Below are 17847 nucleotides of genomic sequence, written 5' to 3'. Positions count from 1 at the left end.
TCGTAGATATCGATCAGGAGCGGGCCTGCGGAGGGTTGCCGTCCCTATCCTGGGCGCGACGGACCGTCACACTCTGGGAGGGACTCATGAGGCAACGCGAGTTGTCCGGCGGCGCGGGGATCCAGGTCAGCCAGCTCTGCCTCGGCGCGATGGCGTTCGGCACCGAAGTGGACGAGGAGACCTCGTTCGCGATCCTGGACCGCTTCGTCGAGGCGGGCGGCACCACCATCGACACCGCCAACTGCTACTCGTTCTGGGTCCCCAACGGGGTCGGCGGCGAGAGCGAGACGGTGCTCGGCCGGTGGCTGTCCCGCCGGGGCGGCCGGGACGGCCTGGTGCTGGCGTCGAAGGTGGGCTCCGGGCCCGGCGCGCACGGCGGGGCCGAGGGGCTCGCCCCGGAGGTGATCCGCACCCAGCTGGCCGGCTCGCTCCAGCGGCTCGGCGTGGACCACCTGGACCTGTACTACTCGCACCGGGAGGACCGCGACACCCCCGACGAGCAGACCCTGGCGACGTTCCACGAGGCGGTGACCGAGGGGAAGGTGCGGACGCTGGGGGCCAGCAACCACGCCGCCTGGCGGCTGGCCGAGACCCGGGCGCTGGCCGAGGCGCGGGGCTGGACGCCGTACACGGCGGTGCAGCAGCGCTACTCCTACCTGCTGCCCCGCCCGGCGACGGCGCTGCCCGAGGGCGGGCACGTGCACGCCAGCGACGAGCTGCTGGACCTCGTCCGCAGCCGGGGGCTGACCATGTTCGCGTACAGCACCCTGCTGTGGGGCTCGTACACCCGGCCGGACAAGCCGCTGCCGGAGCACTACCAGCACCCGGGCACCGAGCGGCGGCTCCAGGCGCTGCGCGAGGTGGCGGACGAGCTGGGCGTCACCGTCAACCAGGTGGTGCTGAGCTGGCTGATCGGCGGGGAGCCGGCGATCGTACCCATCGTCGGGGTCAGCTCGGTGGCCCAGCTCGACGAGGCCCTCGCCGCGGTCGACCTGGACCTCCCGACCGAGCTGCGCAAGCGCCTCGACGAGGCCTGCTGAACCACCCGCGTCGGCGACCGGGCAGGGGAATCCCCTGCCCGGTCGCCGTGTGTCCACGCAGAAACCCCGTCCCGCTCCCCGGGCGGGGGGAGCGGGACGGGGCCGGCCGCTGGCCGCGCGTGCCGGTCAGCCGGTGCCGGTGAGGGAGACGGTGAACCGCTGTCCGAGGTGGTCGGAGAGGCCCTGCGGACCGACCATCCGGTAGTCGTGGGACTGCATCGGGCCGGACACGAACGCCCAGTCCAGCCGCCACCACGGCTTGCTGTCCGGCCAGGACGCCGGGTAGAGAAGGCCGCTGGCCTCGGCCACGTCGGTCATCCCACCGGCGAGGTCGTGCAGTTCGCCCATCGCCGAGGTGGCGTTGAAGTCACCGGCGACGAGCTGCCCGTTCCGGTTGCCCGCCAGGTCGGCCCGCAGCGCCCGGTAGTGGGCCTGCCGGCGGTCCTCCTGGGCCCGCATGAACTCGGTGAACTCGGGGTCGGTGGGGTCCATCGAGATGTCGAGCTGCACCGGCACGTGCACGTTGTAGACGGAGAGCACCCGGCCGTCGACGAGCAGATCGGTGCGGAGCACCTTATGCCGGTAGTAGTCGCCGAAGTCCGAGTCCGCCGGCACCCCGTGCCGCACCGGGTCGCCCAGGTACGGCAGCCCGTCCAGGGCCCGCGAGGCCACGATCGGGTAGCGGGACATGGTGAGCAGCTCCCCGACGGCCACCACCTGGTAGTCGGGGAAGAGCCGGCGCAGCTCGGCGACGTGGTCCACCCGGACCGGCCGGTGCCGGTCCAGGTCCCAGCCGACGTACTCCTGGAGGAGGTAGACGTCGGCCTGCTGGGCGGCCAGGTAGTCGTGGAAGCGCTGCGGGTCGGAGCCGTCGTACCAGTACTCGGTGTTCCAGGAGAACACCCGGACCGCGCCGGGCGGGGCCGGGGTGGGCCCGCCGGACAGCGCGGCCGGGTTCAGGCCCGACACGTCGAACCCGACGGCCAGGCAGCACACCGCGGCGACGGCGAGCCGAGCGCGCGCCGGCCGGGCCAGCGGGGCGAGGGCCAGCAGCAGCAGCGGTACGGCGACGAAGACCAGCGGCGGCATCAGCTCGACGGGCCGCCACCACCAGTGCCCACCGGTGAGGAGCAGGAACGTCGTGAGGAACACCGCCCAGCAGGCGGTGAGCGCGGCGAGCCAGCGGGCCCGGCGCGGCCACCCCGGCTTGACCGCGGCGTGGCGTTGTGGTGCGGCGGGGGTGGTGACCCCGGGGGTCCCCGGCGCGGCGGTGGCCGCGCCGGGGACGGGGTCGAGCAGGAGGCTCATGCCGTGGTCCCGACCATCGTCGGGGACGACGGGGTGCGGGCGGCCGACCAGTCGGCGTCGTACAGCCGGCGGAAGTCGCGGGACACCAGCCACTGCAGGGCGCCGACCGCGATGCCGGCGGCGATCGCCACGTTGGTGCCGAAGGCGACGGCGGTGAACACGGCCAGGAACGGCAGGCCCTTGCGGCGGCGCACGTGCCGGTACATCTCCGCGTCCGCCGACAGCGAGATGCCGAACAGGGTGGCGGTGAGCAGCAGCCAGGCGGGGTGCAGCACGGCCAGCGGCAGGCTGGCGAGCACGCCGAGGGCGGCCACGGTGCCGAAGGAGCGGGCCGGGCTCTCGAAGCCCTTGGCGAAGCGCCGCCGCCGGGCGAACAGCGGCACCCGCAGCCGGGCCCGGCGGTAGAGCTTGTGCAGCAGCGGCCACAGCTCGTCGTCGTCGTCGTGCCAGCCGCGGACCTTGTCGGTGACCATGATCTGGTAACGGGCCGACATCCGCTCGCCGTAGTCGACCTCCTCGGTTTGTCGCAGCCGGGGATTGAACGGGCCGACCTCCTCGAAGACCCGGCGGGGGATCGCGGTCAGCGACGAGAACAGGAAGCTGACCTCGCCGAGGGACGCCATCCGCCAGGAGTACGCCTGGAGCACCCGGCACTCCTCGACGATGCTGTCGCGGATCAGCGGGTCCTCCTCGTAGATGCCGCAGACCGCGCCGTAATCGGGGTGGGCGGCCAGCTCGGCGACCGCCAGCTGCACCGCGTCCGGGCGCAGCGCCACGTCGGAGTCGACGAAGAAGAGGATCTCGCCGCGGGCCGCCGCGGCGCCGGTGTTGCGGGCGACGGCCACCCCGCTGTTACGCGGGGTCTGGAGCACCGTCACCGGCCGCTGACGGGCCTTGGCGAGCGAGTCGTCGGTGCTGTGGTCGTCGACCACGATCACCTCGATCGGCTGGTAGGTCTGCCCCAGCGCGGCGTCGATGCACCTGCCGATGGAGTTGCCGTAGTTGTAGTTCGGGATGATCACCGAGACCAGCGGGTTCGCGGTCGGGGTCGTCATGGGGCTGTCTCCTCAGGAGGGGGTGGGTGAGGTGGGTCGGGATCGTCAGTGGGCGAGGGCGAGCAGGGCCGGGTGTTGGGTGACGAGCAGGACGCCGCCGATCAGCACGCCCCACAGCAGGGCGTTGACCAGCATCGCCCGGTCCTTCAGCAGCACCCGGGTGGGTTCGCCGCCGTCGCCGTCGACGACCACCACCTGGAGGTAGCGGGCCACCGCGAAGAGCGCGAACGGGGTCGAGCCGACCAGGGCCAGCGCCTGGTACGGGGTGGGGATGGTGGCCTGCACGTGGCCGAGGAACCCGCTGATCGCGACCGCGGCGCAGAGCACGATCAGCAGGTCCAGGTACTGGACCGAGTAGCCGGCGAGCGAGGGCCGGTGGGCGCTGCCACCGACGGCCATCTCGTGCCGCCGCTTGCCGAGGATGAGCAGCAGGCAGAGGGAGAAGACGGCGATCAGCAGCCAGCTCGACACGGCGACCCCGGCGGCCAGGTAGCCCTGCACCACCCGGAGCAGGAAGCCACCGGCCACCACGAGCACGTCCAGCAGCGGCAGGTGCTTGAGCCCCCTGCTGTAGGCGACGTTCAGCGTCAGGTAGGCCGCCAGCGGCCACCACGGGAACGCCGGTCCGAACGCCACCGCCGCGACCAGCGCGGTGGCGAGCAGGGCACCGAAGGCGTACGCGGTGGGCACGCTCACCCGCCCGGAGGCGATCGGTCGGTTGCGTTTGGTGGGATGCGCCCGGTCGCGGTGCCGGTCGTAGACGTCGTTCCAGACGTAGACCAGCGCGGAGACCAGGGTGAACAGCAGCACCGCCCAGCTCACCCGGCCGAGGACACCCAGGCCGAGCCGGGGGGTGTCGATCAGCACCAGCGGCACCACCAGCAGGTTCTTCGCCCACTGGTGCGGCCGGATCAGGGTGGTCAGGTCACGCACCAGGTTGCGGTCGGTGGCGCGGGAGCCGGTGGACAGGGCGGCCGTGGGGGCGACCGGGGCGGGCCGGTCGAGGGTCGGCGGGTCGACGAGGACAGTCACGGTTACCTCCGGTGCCGATCAGAAGATGGCCTTGGCCAGGCCGAGGGCGCCCTGCTTCCAGGGGTCCCGGCTGGTCCGGCCGGACGAGGTCGGTGCGGCGGTGCGGTTGTTGGCCCGCCACCAGTCGTAGGTGCGCAGGATGGCGTCGCGGTTGGACAGTCGGGGCGTCCAGCCGAGCACGTCGCGGGCCTTGTCGACGCTGACGTAGGAGTCGGCCCGCAGCTTGTGGATGAGGCGTCCGTAGACCGGGGAGAGCTTCAGCCGCTGCAGCAGCTCCAGCGCGGCGACGGCGGGGCGCACCGGCACCGAGACGACGCGCTTGCCGTGGCCGGCGGCGTCCAGCACCGCCTGGAAGTCCTCCCGCAGGGTGGCGAACTGGTCGGCGGCGATGTTGAACGTGTCGTTGGCGACGTCGTCCGGTGCGTGCAGCACGGTGCGTACCGCGTCGACCAGGTCGTCGATCGCCAGCATCTGGATCCGCACGTCGCCCTTGCCGAGCACCGGGAAGTTGCGGCCCTCCTCGGCCCACTCGAAGAGCATCGAGAACAGCCCCATCCGGCCCGGCCCGAGGAACGTCTTGGGCCGCAGCATCGGCAGCACCATGCCGGCCGCGCGGTACCGCTCGGCGACCTCCTCCGCGCCGGCCTTGGCCCGGCTGTACGGGTCGACCGGCTCGCGCGGGTACTCCTCGGTGGTGGGCACCACGTTCGGCAGGCCGTACACGGCGGTCGAGGAGACGTGCACCACCCGGGCCGTGCCGGCGCGGGCGGCGGCGTCGAGCACCGTCTCCGTTCCGCCCACGATGATCGAGCGGATCTCGTCCTCGGGGTAGCTGGGCAGGGCGGCGGCGGTGTGCACCAGGGCGTCCGCGCCGGCCAGGGCGGCACCGACCTTGGCCCGGTCCCGCACGTCGGCGACCGTGTACTCGACGCCCCGCACCGGCTCGATCGGGTCGCGCACGTCCAGGCCGCGCACCCGCCAGCCGTCGGCGGCCAGCGCCCGCACCAGGTGCCCGCCCAGCATTCCGCTGCCGCCGGTCACCACCACCGTCTTTGCGTTCTGATTCACCACAGCGACGACACCTTCTCCTTGACGAAACGGGTGACCAGCCGGGGCAGGCCCTGGGCGAGGGTCTGGTCCAGGCGGTCGAGGAAGTGCTCCACCTCGGCCGTGCCGGTCACCAGCGACGGGCCGACCACCAGTGGGTTCTTGCCGTTGAGCGTGTAGTACGTGTAGATGTCGTGGTCCCGGTAGAGGGCGCTGATGACCGCGCAGGTGACGAGCTTCGTGCCGAACTGCGGGTCCTTGGCCAGGCCGCTGGGCGCCAGCTTGGTGACCAGGTCCAGCACGCGCGGCGCGTCGAGGAACACCCCCCACAGGGCGCCAGCGCCGCGGACCTCGGCGACCGCGTCCGGGTGCTCCTTGGCGATCCGGGCCAACCCGGGGCCCAGGATCCGCTCGATGTCGCGGGCCCGGGCGGGGAAGTCCTCCTCCACCGCCACGTTGATCGCCTCGATCGCGGTGGCCGTCTCCTCGCCGAAGCCGTAGTAGGTGGTGCTGGTGCTCTGCAGCAGCGCGTCGTTGAAGCTCTCGTACGCCTTGTGGAAGATGGGCCGCCGGGCCACGTACGCGGAGATCGAGGACTTGCCGCCGCCGAAGGACTTCGACGTGGTCACCACGTCCGGGATCAGCCCCGGGTAGCGCATGAAGTAGAACATCGTGCCGGTCTTGCCCCAGCCGGTGTAGATCTCGTCGAAGATGAGCACGATGTCCTCGCGGGTGCACAGCTCACGCAGCCCGCGCAGGAACTCCTCCGAGCACCAGCGCATGGTCGAGGCGCTGAAGGGTTCGATGAGGATCGCGTACACGTCGCACTTGCCCCGGCGGTCCCGCGTCGCGTCGACGGCCGCCTGGACCGCGGCCAGGTCGTCGTACGGGAAGCTCACCACCCCCGGGATGCCGGGGAAGGTGAAGTGGTTCTGCGAGCTGCCGGTGAGGCTGCCCGAACCGAGCAGCTTGCCGTGGAAGCTGATGTCGCTGCGCATGATCGTGTTGCGCTTGCCGCCGTGGTACTTGTAGGCGAGCTTGACCGCGCCCTCCACCGCCTCGGCACCGGAGTTGGGCAGGAAGGACATGTCGAGGTCGCCGGGGAACACGGCGGCCAGGTTGTGCGACAGGGCGGCCAGGTACGGCGAGAAGTAGGTCTTGTGCACCTCCATCCGCCGCTGCTGCTGGAAGCGCTGGCGGGCGGCCAGGATCCGGGGGTGGTTGTGCCCGTGGTTGAGCACCCCGACGCCGCCGGTGAAGTCGAGGATCCGCCGGCCGTCCCGGGTGTGGATCCAGGGGCCCTCGGCGTGGTCGACCAGCTCCCGGCCGAAGCCGAACGAGGTCATCAGGCTGACCTGGCTCTTGTTGACGTGCTTGCGGTAGAGGTCCTGCACCTCGGCGACGGAGAGCTGCTCCGCGTCGTCGATGGTCAGTAGCTCGGTCATGAGGGGTCCTTTCCTCAGCGGGTTTCACGGAGGTGGTGGTGGAGCGGAGGTGGTGGTGGAGCGGAGGTGGTGGTGGAGCGGAGGTGGTGGTGGAGTCGGGGTGGTTGCGCCCGGCGGGGGTCAGCCGGGGGTCGGGGTGAGCCGGGCGTCCGCCCCGGCGGGTGGGGTGGTGGCGCGACCCCTGGCGGCGAGCCGGTCCGAGACCGCGACCGTGAGCAGCGCCAGGCCCGCCGTGAGCACCTCGGCGAGGGTGCTGAGCACCCGGCTGGCCACCGCTGCGGTGACCGCCGCCGGCAGGGGCAGGACGGTGGACAGGGCCGCGACCACCAGCACCTCCCGCACGCCGGCGCCGTCCGGCACGAAGATGGCGAACGTGCCGGCGGTGGTGGCCAGGGCGAACGCGCCGACCGCCGCCGCCAGGGCGGCGCGAGCGTCCGCGCCGAGCAGCACCGCGACGACCCACAGGTGCACCCCCGAGAGCACCCAGGACAGGGTCTGCCACCCGATCGAGCGTCGGACCTCGGCGGGCCGGTGCAGCGGTGCCGGCTGGGGCCGGCGGGCGACCCGGGCGGCCAGCCGGACCAGGGTGTCGAGCAGCCCGGGCCGGACGGCCAGCACCACCAGCAGGGCCACCGGCAGGAGCAGCCAGGCCAGCCCGGCGCCGGTGCCGAGCACGGCCGGGGCCACCAGGAGCCCCACCGCGCCGCCGGTCAGCAGCACCACGACCAGGTTCACCAGGTAGGTGCCGGCCATCCGGCCCCGGCTGACCCCGGCGGCGTCGCCGAGCCGGAGCTGGGCCAGCAGGCCCCACAGCCGGCCCGGGACGAACTTGCCGAGGAACCCGACGAAGAACATCCGTACGCCGGTGCGGGACGGCACCTCCGCACCCACCGAGGCCAGCGTCAGCGTCCAGGCCCGCATGCCGCAGAGCAGGCCGGCCCCGGTGACCAGCAGCGCAGCCAGCAGCCATCCGGCGGTGTCCGGCCGCAGCAGCCGGCCAAGCGTCGACCAGTCCTGCCCGCGCAGGGCCACTGCGACGCCGCCGAGCACCGCGACCACGAAGACCGCCGTGAGCGCCGTGCGCCACAACCGCCGCCGGCCCATCACCGACCCGCCGCGAGGGGCAGGGGGCGGGGGCTGCCGGTGCCGCGCAGCCGGGCGACCAGGCCGGCCGCCGCGCCGACCACGATGGCGAGCTGGGCCACCAGGTGTACGCCGACGAACCAGGCCAGGAAGGCCGTGCCGCGCTCGCGCCGGACGAACGGCAGCAGCCCCGGGTCGGCGAGCAGGAAGAGCCCGAAGCAGGCCAGCGGCACGGCGAGCAGCGCCGGGTGCAGCAACCCCAGCGGCAGGGTGGCCAGCACCAGCGGGGCGGCCAGCACGCCGAGGGCGGGATTGACCGCGACGCTGCCGGCACGCATGCGGTGCGCCCCGGCGAACGCCGCCAGCGGCAGCGACCGGCGGTACTGCTCGCGCAGCATGTCCCCGAACCGGGCGCAGTCGTCGTGCCGGCCGACCACCGTGTCGGTGAGCCTGATGCCGGTGACCCGGGCGAGCCGTTCGCTGTACTCGACGTCCTCGGCGTCGCGCAGCTCCTCGTGGAACGGGCCGGCGGCGAGGAACGCGGACCGCCGCACCGCGGCCAGCGCGAAGATCGCCGTGTTGACCCGGCCCACGCTGCGCCGTCGCCACCAGTGCGCGTGCAGCACCTTGTAGTGCTCGATCGGCCCGTCGTCGTAGAGCGGCTGGGTGTCGTAGGTGCCGTGCACGCAGCCGCAGGTGGGGTCGGCGGCGAGCACCGCCAGGGCGTTGGCGATCGCGTCGGCGCGCAGCGCCACGTCGGAGTCGACGAAGAAGAGGATGTCGCCGGTGGCCGCCCGTGCGCCGATGTTGCGGGCCGCCGACACGCCCCGGTTGCCTCCGCCGTCGACCACCCGGCACGGGTACCGGGCCGCGATGTCGCGGGACCGGTCGGTGGAACCGTCGTCGACGACGATGACCTCGTACGGCCGGTGGGTCTGCGCGAACACGGCGTCCAGGCACGCACCGAGCGTCTTCTCGTAGTTGTAGTTCGGTATGACGACCGAAACTCTCTGCCCATCAGCGGCCATTCGGCCTCTCCCCCTCACTCCCGACGCCGTGGTCGACGTCGATGAATACCGGTGCCAACGACGTTAGGGACGTCGATTCCTCCGGCCAAGGTGGCGCATCCTCATTCGGGCGGGATTTCCTCAAAGGTGGAAGGTGCATCTACGACCATCAGCGCATGGGCTTTCTCGGCAGTGGGAAATCGGCAGAGAAAAAGGGCGCCCCGCACGTCTGGCACGACGTGCGGAACGCCCTCGGACAGGGACGGTGCGGCTGGTCTCAGTTGCGGTGCGCGGTGTACAGCAGGATCGGGGGGCAGTCGTCGGCCACCGCCAGCAGGTTTCGCCGGACGCGGTGCAGGGCCTGCCGGAACCGGCTGCCCAGCGAGCTGCGGGCGGGCGGCGCCGGGTCCGTCACCGGCGGGCCGGCCGAGAGCCGGTCACCGGCGGCCCGGGGCGGTGCGGACGGGATCGGGGCCGGGTGCTCCAGCGGGATCGTGATGGTCATGCTGCTCCCTCCATGGGTGTGCGGTCGGTCCTTGCAGGGGTCACACCTGCGCCAGCCGGCTCTGGGCGAGCTCGTCCCAGCGCAGCGCCGCCGCCGTGATGCCGAGCTGGCGGTGGCAGTCGGCCAGGACGGTGAAGGCCGCCGGGTCGTACGGGTCCACCTCCAACGCCCGGCGGTTCCAGCGGATCGCGGCCCACCAGTCCCCGGACTCCAGGGCCAGGTCGCTGAGGAGCCGCAGGGCGTGCAGGGCGCGGACGCGGCACCACTCCCGCTCGGCCACCGCCCACTCCGCGTCCTGCGTGGGCAGCAGGTCGCCCCGGTAGACCTCCACCGCGCGCCGCAGGTGCCCGGCGGCCAGCACCCGGTCGCCGGCGGCGACCGCGGCGGTGGCGGCGGCGATCCGGCGTTCGAAGGTGGCCACGTCGATCCGGAGCTGGTCGGCCTCGAGCAGGTAGCCGCCGTCCACCGAGGCGATCCGCACCGCGGCGTGCCGCTCGCCCGTCGCGCAGAGGGCGCGCCGGGCCCCGTGCACCGCGGCCTTCACCGAGGTGGCGCCGGCCGACGGGGGCAGGTGCGGCCACAGCGCCGAGCGGAGGGTGTCCCGGCTGACCGGTCGGCCCCGGTGCAGCAGCAGGTATTGCACGAGCGCCTGGGACTTGCCGGCCCGCCAGTTGGTGACGGTGCGACCGTCGATGGTGATCCGGAATCCGCCGAGCAGTTCGGCGCTCGACGTGACTGCGATGTCTGACATAGTGTTCCACCACGCTCTGTCGTTCACGGGCTGTGGGTGCCCTGCCGACCGTAAATTGCCTGCGCGGTGGTGGCCAAGGTGGCGTAATCAATGTGGCGACGGAAGTAGCATTAGGTGGTAGGTGCCCTGCTACCTACGTCGTAGGCGTAAGTTAGTGACTCGGGTGAACCGGGTAACGCGTTTCCCGCCCACCATATTCACATGACCTACCACTCGGTTATTCGGTTCGACCGGTACTCCCGGTCCGTCGGTGTCGTACGGCCGTCGTCGGTGGCGGTCGCGGAAGGCTGCCGGCACGTGGCGGCGAGCTGGCGGGAGGCCCGCCCCGTCGTCCAGGTCGTCTTCCAGTTGCGCTTCCTCGCGGGCGCGGCCGTGGCCGCCCCGCAGGCGGTGCTGACCCGGCCCGGGTCGCTGCTGGTCGGCGCGTTCGCCTGGCTCTGCGCGACCTGGTTCGTCTACCTGCTGAACGGGCTCTCCGACCAGGTCGAGGACCGGCGCAACGGCTCGCCGCGCCCGCTCGCCACCGGGGCGCTCCCCGTCGGCGTCGCCCGGCGGATCGTGGTGGCCCTGGCCGGGCTCGCCCTGGTGTCGGCAGCGGCGGTCTCGGCGCGCCTGGCCGGGCTGGTGGCGCTGATGCTGGCCCTCGGCTGGCTCTACTCTGCCGGTCCCCGGCCGCAGAAGGGCAACATGTTCGGCTTCGTGCTGGTGGTCGCCTCGGGTGGGATCGTCACCTACCTGGCCGGGGCCGCCGCGTCCGGCGGCCCGGTGGGTCCCGAGCTGGTGGTGCTGTCGGTGGCGATGTCGCTGTGGATGGCGCTGGGCGGCACCACCAAGGACCTCTCCGATGTGGCCGGTGACCGGGCGGCCGGCCGGCGTACCCTGCCGGTGCTGCTCGGCGACCGGCCCGCCCGCCGGTTGATGGCCGTCCTGGTGGTGGTGGCCGGCGGTGTGCTGCTGACGGGTGCCCTGGTGCTGACTCCGGTGCTGCTCCTGCCGGCGGTGGTGCTGGCCATCGGCGCGACGGGGGTGGTCGGTTGCCTGCTCACCGGGGCCGGCGCCACCGGACGGTGGCTTCAGCGCCGCCCGTACCGGCTCTTCATGGTCAGCCAGTACGCCGTGCACCTGAGCGTGCTGGGGCTGTTCCCCGGCTGACGACGGGCCGGGCGACGGGCCGCCAGTGTCGTCAGTGGACGGTTATCTTCGTCACTGTCAGCCGAGGGTCTACGCTCCGCTACAGGCGCGCTACCGTGGTAGCCTCTGGCGAGACAGCGGGGGGGTCCGTGGCGAATCCGTACGCGATGCAGCCCGTGGCCGAGGCCGAACTGTCCTCGATGGCGCGCGAGATCGTCGAAGCGTTTCAACGCTCACTGCGTCAGCAGGAGAGTGACCTGGCCAATGGTCCCGACGTCCTGGCGCAGCTCGCGGCCCAGGTGCAGGCGGTGCTCAGCGATGTCGCGGCCCGGGTGTCCATGACGGATGCGCCACCGATGGACCTGGTCGGCGAGGCTCGGCTGTTCGCCGTCGACATCGGCGCCGACCGGGCCCGGCGCGGGATCCACCCGGTCCAGTCGCTCCGCGCCGCGACCACCCTCTTCGAGGTGATGCTGCCGATCATCACGCGCGGTCTGCCGGCCACGGACAGCGCCGGGGCGCTGCGACTCAGCCGCGCGCTGCACGAGGCGATCATGGCCCGGGTCGCGCTGGCCTCGCTGTCGTACGTGGGCTTCCTCATGGAGAAGCTGCAGGCGTCCCGGCAGGAGGAGCGCACCCGGATCGCCCGCGAGCTGCACGACCGGGTCCTGCACGAGATGGGCCTCACCCTGCACCGGCTCGACCTGCACCGGCACTACGCCGACCGTGACCCGGAACAGGCCCGCGCGAAGATCGACTCGGCCATCGAGTCGCTCGACGAGGCTGTCCGCACGGTGCGCGGCCTCTCCGCCGAGCTCCGTCGCTCGGTGGGCGAATACGGCCTGGAACGCACCCTGCGCGGCTATCTGGAGGCCAACGTGCCGCCTCCGATGCAGTTCTCGCTGGTGACCAACGGCGATCTCAAGGTGCTCCCGCCGGACGTGCTGGAGGAGCTCTACCTGATCCTGCGGGAGGCCGCCCGCAACGCGTTGCGGCACGCCGCGCCGAGCCGGGTGGACATCGCGGTGGACGTGGGAGACAACGCGGTGGCCGCCACGGTCGTCGACGACGGGTGCGGCTTCGACACGACAGATCCGGACCGTGCCCGGGGCGGCCTGCCGTCGATGTTCGAGCGGGCCCAGTTGCTGCACGGGCAGGTCGAGCTGATCAGCGCGCCGGGTCAGGGCACCCGGGTCGAGGTGCGGATCCCGTTCGCCGAGGCGGGCCTGTGACCGACACGGACCGGTCCCAGATCCGGGTGTGCCTGGCCGACGACCACACCCTGCTGCGCGACGGCATCAAGGAGATGCTCTCCACCGAGCCGGAGTTCGCGGTGGTCGGTGAGGCGTCCTCCGGCCCGGAGGCGCTGGCCCTCGTGATGCGGCTGCGCCCGGACGTGCTGCTGCTCGACGTGGAGATGCCGGGACCGGGCGCGGCGGCGGTGATCCGACAGGCCCGACGGGTGGCACCGGAGACCCGGGTGATCGTGTTGACCATGCACGACGACCCGGACATGGTGCACGATCTGCTGGAGGCCGGCGCCGTGGCATACCTGCTCAAGACGATCCTGCGGGACGACCTGGTCGCCGCGGTGCGCTCGGTGGTCCGCCGGCCCACGCAGAGCGTCCTGCTGGCGGTCTCCCGCGAGACGGTGGAGCGGCTGGACCGGCAGAAGCCGCGGACGAACGGCACGCCGTTGACCTCGCGGGAGCTGGAGGTCCTCCGGCTCACCGCGGAGGCGATGAGCAACGCGCAGATCGCCAGCCGGCTCTTCATCACCGAGGCCACGGTCAAGCGGCACCTCACCAACATCTACGCCAAGCTGCAGGCGGTGTCCCGGGTGGACGCGATCCGCAAGGCGACCGCCGCCCGGCTGATCAAGCCGATGGACGACCGGCCCAGCGCCCGCTGACGACCCACGCGGCGCGCACCGTGAGGCATGACCGGGCCGTGACCGGCGTCGCCTAGGTTGGTTCGGTCGGATGTCGTCGAGGTTTCGCCCGGTGTTCTCCCGGCCTCGCGCCGGCGGGATGTATGCCGGGCCAGTCTCCGGAACTGGGAGCGCCGCATGTCTGGGTGGAGGGAGTCCCGCTACTTTCAACTGGTGGTCAGCCAGGCCCGGGATTTCGCGGTCTGGCCCATCGGTCGACGGCCGCCCGCGGGGTGGCGGGCCATGCCGTTCGCCGGCACCATCCAGGCCTGTGGCCGGCAGGTGGCGGAGCTGACCGGCGTAACGCGGGCCAACGACCCGACCCGCTCCCTCGCGACCGACATCAGCCTCGTCGGTCTGCTCCGCAAGGCTGCGGGGGAGCAGCCCGACGCGCCGGCGCTGTGCGTCGGCGACCTGCGGCTGTCCTACCGACGACTGTGGGAGTCGATCGACGACGTCGCCGACCGGCTGGTCGCGGCCGGGGCGGGCCCCGGCCGGCGGGTCGCCGTCGTCGGCGAACGCGCCGAGGACCTGGTCGCGGCGGCCCTCGCGGTGCTGGCCACCGGAGCCAGTTGTGTCCTGTGTGTCGGCAGTCGCCCGGACGCGGCGGTGCGGGAGGCGCAGCCGGAGCTGGTGCTGACCCCGGCGGGGGCGGCGACGCCCGGCGGGTGGCCGGTGGTCCGGCAGCGCTGGCGGAGCGTGACCGGGGCGTTCTGGCAGGCCAACGGCCGCACCGAGGAGTCGCTGGCCGTGCCGGCGGGGGACGAGCCCGGGCCGTCCCTGGTGGTGCCGCTGGCCGACGGCGCGGTGGGTGTGGTGTGGCGTGGTTCGCAGCTGAGCTGGCTGGCCGGCGCCTGTGGTCTGCCGCCGTCGGGCCACGGGGACCGGGTGAGCGTGCCGGCGTCGGCGGGCCCGCTGGTGGGCGTGGTGGCGGCGACGCGCGCGCTGCTCACCGGCGCGGAACTGCTCCTGCCGGCGGCGCAGGCGCCGGGCGCGGGTGCCCGGGACGACGAGACGGCGGGGCCGGCACGGTGGTCGCTGCGGATCGACCGGAACGCCGGCCGGGCCGACGAGATGGAACTGTTCGGCTTCGCCGAGACCTCGATGATGGCGGCGGTGGTGCCGGGGGGCGAGGTGCTGACGCCGTTGCCGCAGCACCGGTGGCACCTTCTCGACGCCGGCTTCGGGCCCGTGCCGGCGGGGGAGGTCGGGGAGCTGTTCCTGGCCGGCCCGATGCTGGCCGTCGGGTACCTCGACCGGCCGGAGCTGACCCTGGCCCGTTTCCTGCCCGATCCGCTGGGCGCGCCCGAAGGCAGCCGGATGTTCCGGACCGGGTGCCGGGCGCGGTGTCTGCCGGGGCACGGGTTCGCGCTCGTCGAGGGGGAGGACTGAGCGTACGGGGTTGTCGGGGCCGCAACCTGCCGGACATGGCATTGACATATCTCACTCGATGGTTCTAGGGTCTTGCCGAATCGGTTCGACGCCAGCGGACGGTCCGGGCTGCGTCCGGCTCCGTGCGGTACGGATGCCGTCGACGATTCGAAGACCATCCGGTCCTGCATGGGCAGCGAGACCGGAGATGGAGCCTGCGGAGGCGGAGCCGGGCACCGCGGGCACGTCGTGCGCCTCTCCCGGTGTCTCCCCAGCGGTGTGCGCCATCAGGAGCGGCCGGCAGGGGAGCGCCGTGGACCCCCGCACCTGAATCAGTCCGTGCCGAGTGGCAGGAGCCCATCATGGCGAAGCGCAGACCAATTCTCGGAACCATCGCGGCGGCGGCGATCCTCGTCGCCGGCGTGAGCGCGACGGCACTGGCCGGCGGCCTGGGCGGAGCCGCGTCGGCCGCGGGCCTCGGGGCCGCCGCGGCGACCGCGGGGTGCGGCAAGGCGCCCACGTTGACCAGCGGCCAGCGGACCATCCAGAGCAGTGGCCAGAACCGCAGCTTCATCCTGCGGATCCCCGACAACTACGACCGGAACCACCCCTACCGGTTGATCTTCGGCTTCCACTGGAACGGCGGCACCGCCAACGACGTCGACTCCGGCGGGACGGACGGGGCGGCCTGGTCCTACTACGGGCTGCGCCAGCAGGCGAACAACAGCACGATCTTCGTCGCGCCCCAGGGCAACGGCAACGGCTGGGCCAACCCCGGCGGCCAGGACGTCACCTTCGTCGACGACATGATCAGGCAGATCGAGGTGGACCTGTGCGTCGACACGACGCAGCTGTTCGCGCTCGGCTTCAGCTACGGCGGGGGCATGAGCTACTCCCTGGCCTGCTCCCGGGCGAACGTCTTCCGCGCCGTCGCGGTCTACTCCGGCGGGCAGCTCAGCGGCTGCAGCGGCGGCACCCAGCCGATCGCGTACATGGGGATCCACGGCATCGGGGACCCGGTGCTCAACGTCTCCGCCGGCCGGTCCCTGCGCGACACGTTCGTGCGCAACAACGGGTGCACGGCGCAGAACCCGCCCGAGCCGAGGGCGGGCAGCCTGACCCACGTCACCACCACCTACTCCGGCTGCCGGTCCGGCTATCCGGTGGTGTGGGCCGCGTTCGACGGCGGCCACACCCCCGGCCCGGTGGATGGCGGCGGCGACAGCGGTGTCCGGACCTGGACCAAGGGCGAGGTGTGGCGGTTCTTCACCCAGTTCGACAGCACGGGTCCGACGCCGTCGCCCACCGTCAGCCCGACCACCCCGCCGCCGGGCGGCACCTCGGCCGTGCGCAACACCACCGCAGGCCGGTGCCTGGACGTCAACGGCGGCTCGCAGGCCAACGGCGCTGCGGCGATCATCTGGGACTGCCACGGCCAGAGCAACCAGGCCTGGACCTCGACCGCGGCGCAGGAGCTGCGGGTCTTCGGCGGCAAGTGCCTCGACGTCAACGGCGGTGCCACCGCCAACGGCAGTTCGGTGATCATCTGGGACTGCAACGGCCAGTCCAACCAGCGGTGGCGGTTCAACGCCGACGGCACGATCACCGCCGTCGGTTCGGGCCGGTGCCTGGACCTGGTCAGCGGCGGTACGGCCAACGGGACGCGCACCCAGATCTGGGACTGCACCGGGGCGGCCAGCCAGAAGTGGAGCCGTAGCTGACCCGCTGAACGTCGCGGACGAAACGGTGGATCCGGCGGTGCCCCGACAGGCTATAGATTGACGCTGGCCGATGCATAAGGTCAACTTATCGACGTGGCGGGCCGCTGGCGGCCTGCCGGGGCAACGCCGCCTCCGCCGTGCAGGAAACGACGTTTTGTGGGGAGAACAGCACATGAACGAACATCAGGACGGCAGCCGGTGGGTGCGCTGGGGGCGGGCGGCGAGAACAGCCGTCGCCGCGGCGACGACAGCCATCGGGATCGCGGCGCTCGCCGTCGGAGTCACGGCGGGCCCGGCCACCGCGGGCACGGGCTCCGCCGCGCGCGGGTCGCTGAACGCCTCGCTCGCCGCCGCGCCGGTCGCCCGGGTGGCCGCGGGTAACGCGCACACCTGTGCGATTCCCGCCGACGGAACGCTGTGGTGCTGGGGCGACAACCTCAGCGGCCAGCTCGGCGACGGGACCACCACCAACCGCACCACCCCGGTCCAGGCCGGTGCGGCCACCACCTGGGCGCGCATCGACGCCGGCACCAGCAGCACGTGCGGGGTGCGCACGGATGGGACGCTGTGGTGCTGGGGCGGCAACTCCAACGGGCAGCTCGGTGACGGGACCTCCACGAGGCGCACCGCCCCGGTGCAGGTCGGTGACGCCACCAACTGGGCCAGCGTCAGCGTCGCCGCCAACCACACCTGCGGCGTCCGGACCAACGGCACCCTGTGGTGCTGGGGCCTGAACCGCAACACGCAACTGGGCACCGGTTCGTCTCCCTACTGGACGACCACCCCGCTGCAGGTCGGCACGGCGACCACCTGGGCGAGCGTCTCGACCGGATACGCGCACACCTGCGCCGTCCGCACCGACCGGACCCTGTGGTGCTGGGGCGACAGCACGGACGGCCAGCTCGGCCTCGGCATCCTGAGCTACCGGTCGACGCCGACGCAGGTGGGGACCGCGACCAGTTGGGCCGGCGTGACGACCGGCTACGCGCACACCTGCGCGGTTCGCACCGACGGGACCCTGTGGTGCTGGGGCGAGAACGGGTACGGCCAGCTCGGTGGCGGCACCGGTTTCCAGACCACGCCGGTCCAGGTCGGCACCGCCACCACGTGGGCCCGGGTCGACGCCGGCGTCGACTCGTCGTGCGCGGTCCGCACCGACGGCAGCCTGTGGTGCTGGGGCAACAACAACTCCGGGCAGTTGGGCGACGGCACCACCACCCACCGGAACACCCCGACCCGGATCGGCACCGCCACCACCTGGACCGACGGCTTCGCCGTGACCTACCACGGCTGCGCGATCCGCACCGACGGTGGCCTGTGGTGCTGGGGCAACAACATCTCCGGGCAGCTTGGCGACGGCACCACCACCAACCGGTCGACCCCCGCACAGGTGGTCGTGTAGGCCTGACCGGACGTCCCGT

Annotated in this window: 16 protein-coding genes; 7 read left to right on the top strand and 9 right to left on the bottom strand. The window is 72.7% G+C overall.

The window, feature by feature from the left end:
• Positions 1-86 precede the first annotated feature (86 nt).
• On the top strand, positions 87-1040 hold the full coding sequence (locus ACVMYR_RS09125) for an aldo/keto reductase (protein WP_077936349.1): 954 nt from the start codon (positions 87-89) through the stop codon (positions 1038-1040).
• 126 nt (positions 1041-1166) lie between these two features.
• Here the strand turns inward: ACVMYR_RS09125 and ACVMYR_RS09120 are convergent, their stop codons facing one another.
• The 9 genes from ACVMYR_RS09120 to ACVMYR_RS09080 form a co-directional block, all read right to left on the bottom strand.
• The gene (locus ACVMYR_RS09120) at positions 1167-2348 is read right to left on the bottom strand and encodes an endonuclease/exonuclease/phosphatase family protein (RefSeq protein WP_457121545.1); all 1182 of its coding nucleotides are present in this window, start codon (positions 2346-2348) and stop codon (positions 1167-1169) included.
• A complete protein-coding gene (locus ACVMYR_RS09115) occupies positions 2345-3403 on the bottom strand; it encodes a glycosyltransferase family 2 protein (RefSeq protein ID WP_457121544.1) in 1059 nt (352 codons plus the stop codon). The genes ACVMYR_RS09120 and ACVMYR_RS09115 overlap by 4 nt, the downstream gene beginning before the upstream one ends.
• 45 nt (positions 3404-3448) lie before the next feature.
• Positions 3449-4435 (bottom strand): UbiA prenyltransferase family protein, encoded by a 987-nt coding sequence (locus ACVMYR_RS09110; RefSeq protein WP_198956459.1) that lies wholly within the window; start codon positions 4433-4435, stop codon positions 3449-3451.
• An 18-nt stretch (positions 4436-4453) separates the two neighbouring features.
• Complete coding sequence (locus ACVMYR_RS09105) at positions 4454-5503, bottom strand: NAD-dependent epimerase/dehydratase family protein (protein ID WP_077936356.1); 1050 nt, start codon at positions 5501-5503, stop codon at positions 4454-4456.
• Positions 5500-6828: an aspartate aminotransferase family protein gene (locus tag ACVMYR_RS09100; RefSeq protein WP_198956460.1), complete on the bottom strand. Its 1329-nt coding sequence runs from the start codon at positions 6826-6828 to the stop codon at positions 5500-5502. The genes ACVMYR_RS09105 and ACVMYR_RS09100 overlap by 4 nt, the downstream gene beginning before the upstream one ends.
• A 219-nt stretch (positions 6829-7047) precedes the next feature.
• Positions 7048-8031 carry a lysylphosphatidylglycerol synthase domain-containing protein gene (locus ACVMYR_RS09095; RefSeq protein ID WP_457121736.1) on the bottom strand — a complete coding sequence of 328 codons (984 nt, stop codon included), beginning with the start codon at positions 8029-8031 and terminating at the stop codon, positions 7048-7050.
• Positions 8031-9038, bottom strand: a complete 1008-nt coding sequence (locus ACVMYR_RS09090) for a glycosyltransferase family 2 protein (RefSeq protein WP_043962045.1) — start codon at positions 9036-9038, stop codon at positions 8031-8033. The genes ACVMYR_RS09095 and ACVMYR_RS09090 overlap by 1 nt, the downstream gene beginning before the upstream one ends.
• Positions 9039-9294: 256 nt before the next feature.
• Positions 9295-9522: a hypothetical protein gene (locus tag ACVMYR_RS09085; RefSeq protein ID WP_043962046.1), complete on the bottom strand. Its 228-nt coding sequence runs from the start codon at positions 9520-9522 to the stop codon at positions 9295-9297.
• Positions 9523-9562: 40 nt separating this feature from the next.
• Positions 9563-10273 carry an AfsR/SARP family transcriptional regulator gene (locus tag ACVMYR_RS09080; protein WP_396789422.1) on the bottom strand — a complete coding sequence of 237 codons (711 nt, stop codon included), beginning with the start codon at positions 10271-10273 and terminating at the stop codon, positions 9563-9565.
• A 201-nt stretch (positions 10274-10474) separates the two neighbouring features.
• Between ACVMYR_RS09080 and ACVMYR_RS09075 the strand changes: the two genes are divergently transcribed.
• The 6 genes from ACVMYR_RS09075 to ACVMYR_RS09050 all read left to right on the top strand — a co-directional run bounded on the left by ACVMYR_RS09075 (position 10475) and on the right by ACVMYR_RS09050 (position 17828).
• Complete coding sequence (locus ACVMYR_RS09075) at positions 10475-11425, top strand: UbiA family prenyltransferase (RefSeq protein ID WP_396789421.1); 951 nt, start codon at positions 10475-10477, stop codon at positions 11423-11425.
• Between the two features lie 128 nt (positions 11426-11553).
• Positions 11554-12636, top strand: coding sequence for a sensor histidine kinase (locus ACVMYR_RS09070; RefSeq protein WP_144082556.1), 1083 nt, complete (start codon positions 11554-11556; stop codon positions 12634-12636).
• Positions 12633-13316, top strand: a complete 684-nt coding sequence (locus ACVMYR_RS09065) for a response regulator (RefSeq protein ID WP_077936360.1) — start codon at positions 12633-12635, stop codon at positions 13314-13316. Before ACVMYR_RS09070 ends, ACVMYR_RS09065 begins: the two co-directional genes overlap by 4 nt.
• Before the next feature lie 156 nt (positions 13317-13472).
• Positions 13473-14726, top strand: a complete 1254-nt coding sequence (locus tag ACVMYR_RS09060; RefSeq protein ID WP_457121543.1) for an AMP-binding protein — start codon at positions 13473-13475, stop codon at positions 14724-14726.
• A gap of 341 nt (positions 14727-15067) precedes the next feature.
• Complete coding sequence (locus tag ACVMYR_RS09055; protein WP_457121542.1) at positions 15068-16426, top strand: lectin; 1359 nt, start codon at positions 15068-15070, stop codon at positions 16424-16426.
• 172 nt (positions 16427-16598) lie between these two features.
• On the top strand, positions 16599-17828 hold the full coding sequence (locus tag ACVMYR_RS09050; protein WP_457121541.1) for an RCC1 domain-containing protein: 1230 nt from the start codon (positions 16599-16601) through the stop codon (positions 17826-17828).
• Positions 17829-17847: the final 19 nt, after the last annotated feature.

The organism is Micromonospora sp. PTRAS2, from assembly GCF_054052245.1.
Note: the sequence above shows the minus strand (reverse complement) of the source record. Positions and strands in the feature narration are given on the sequence as shown.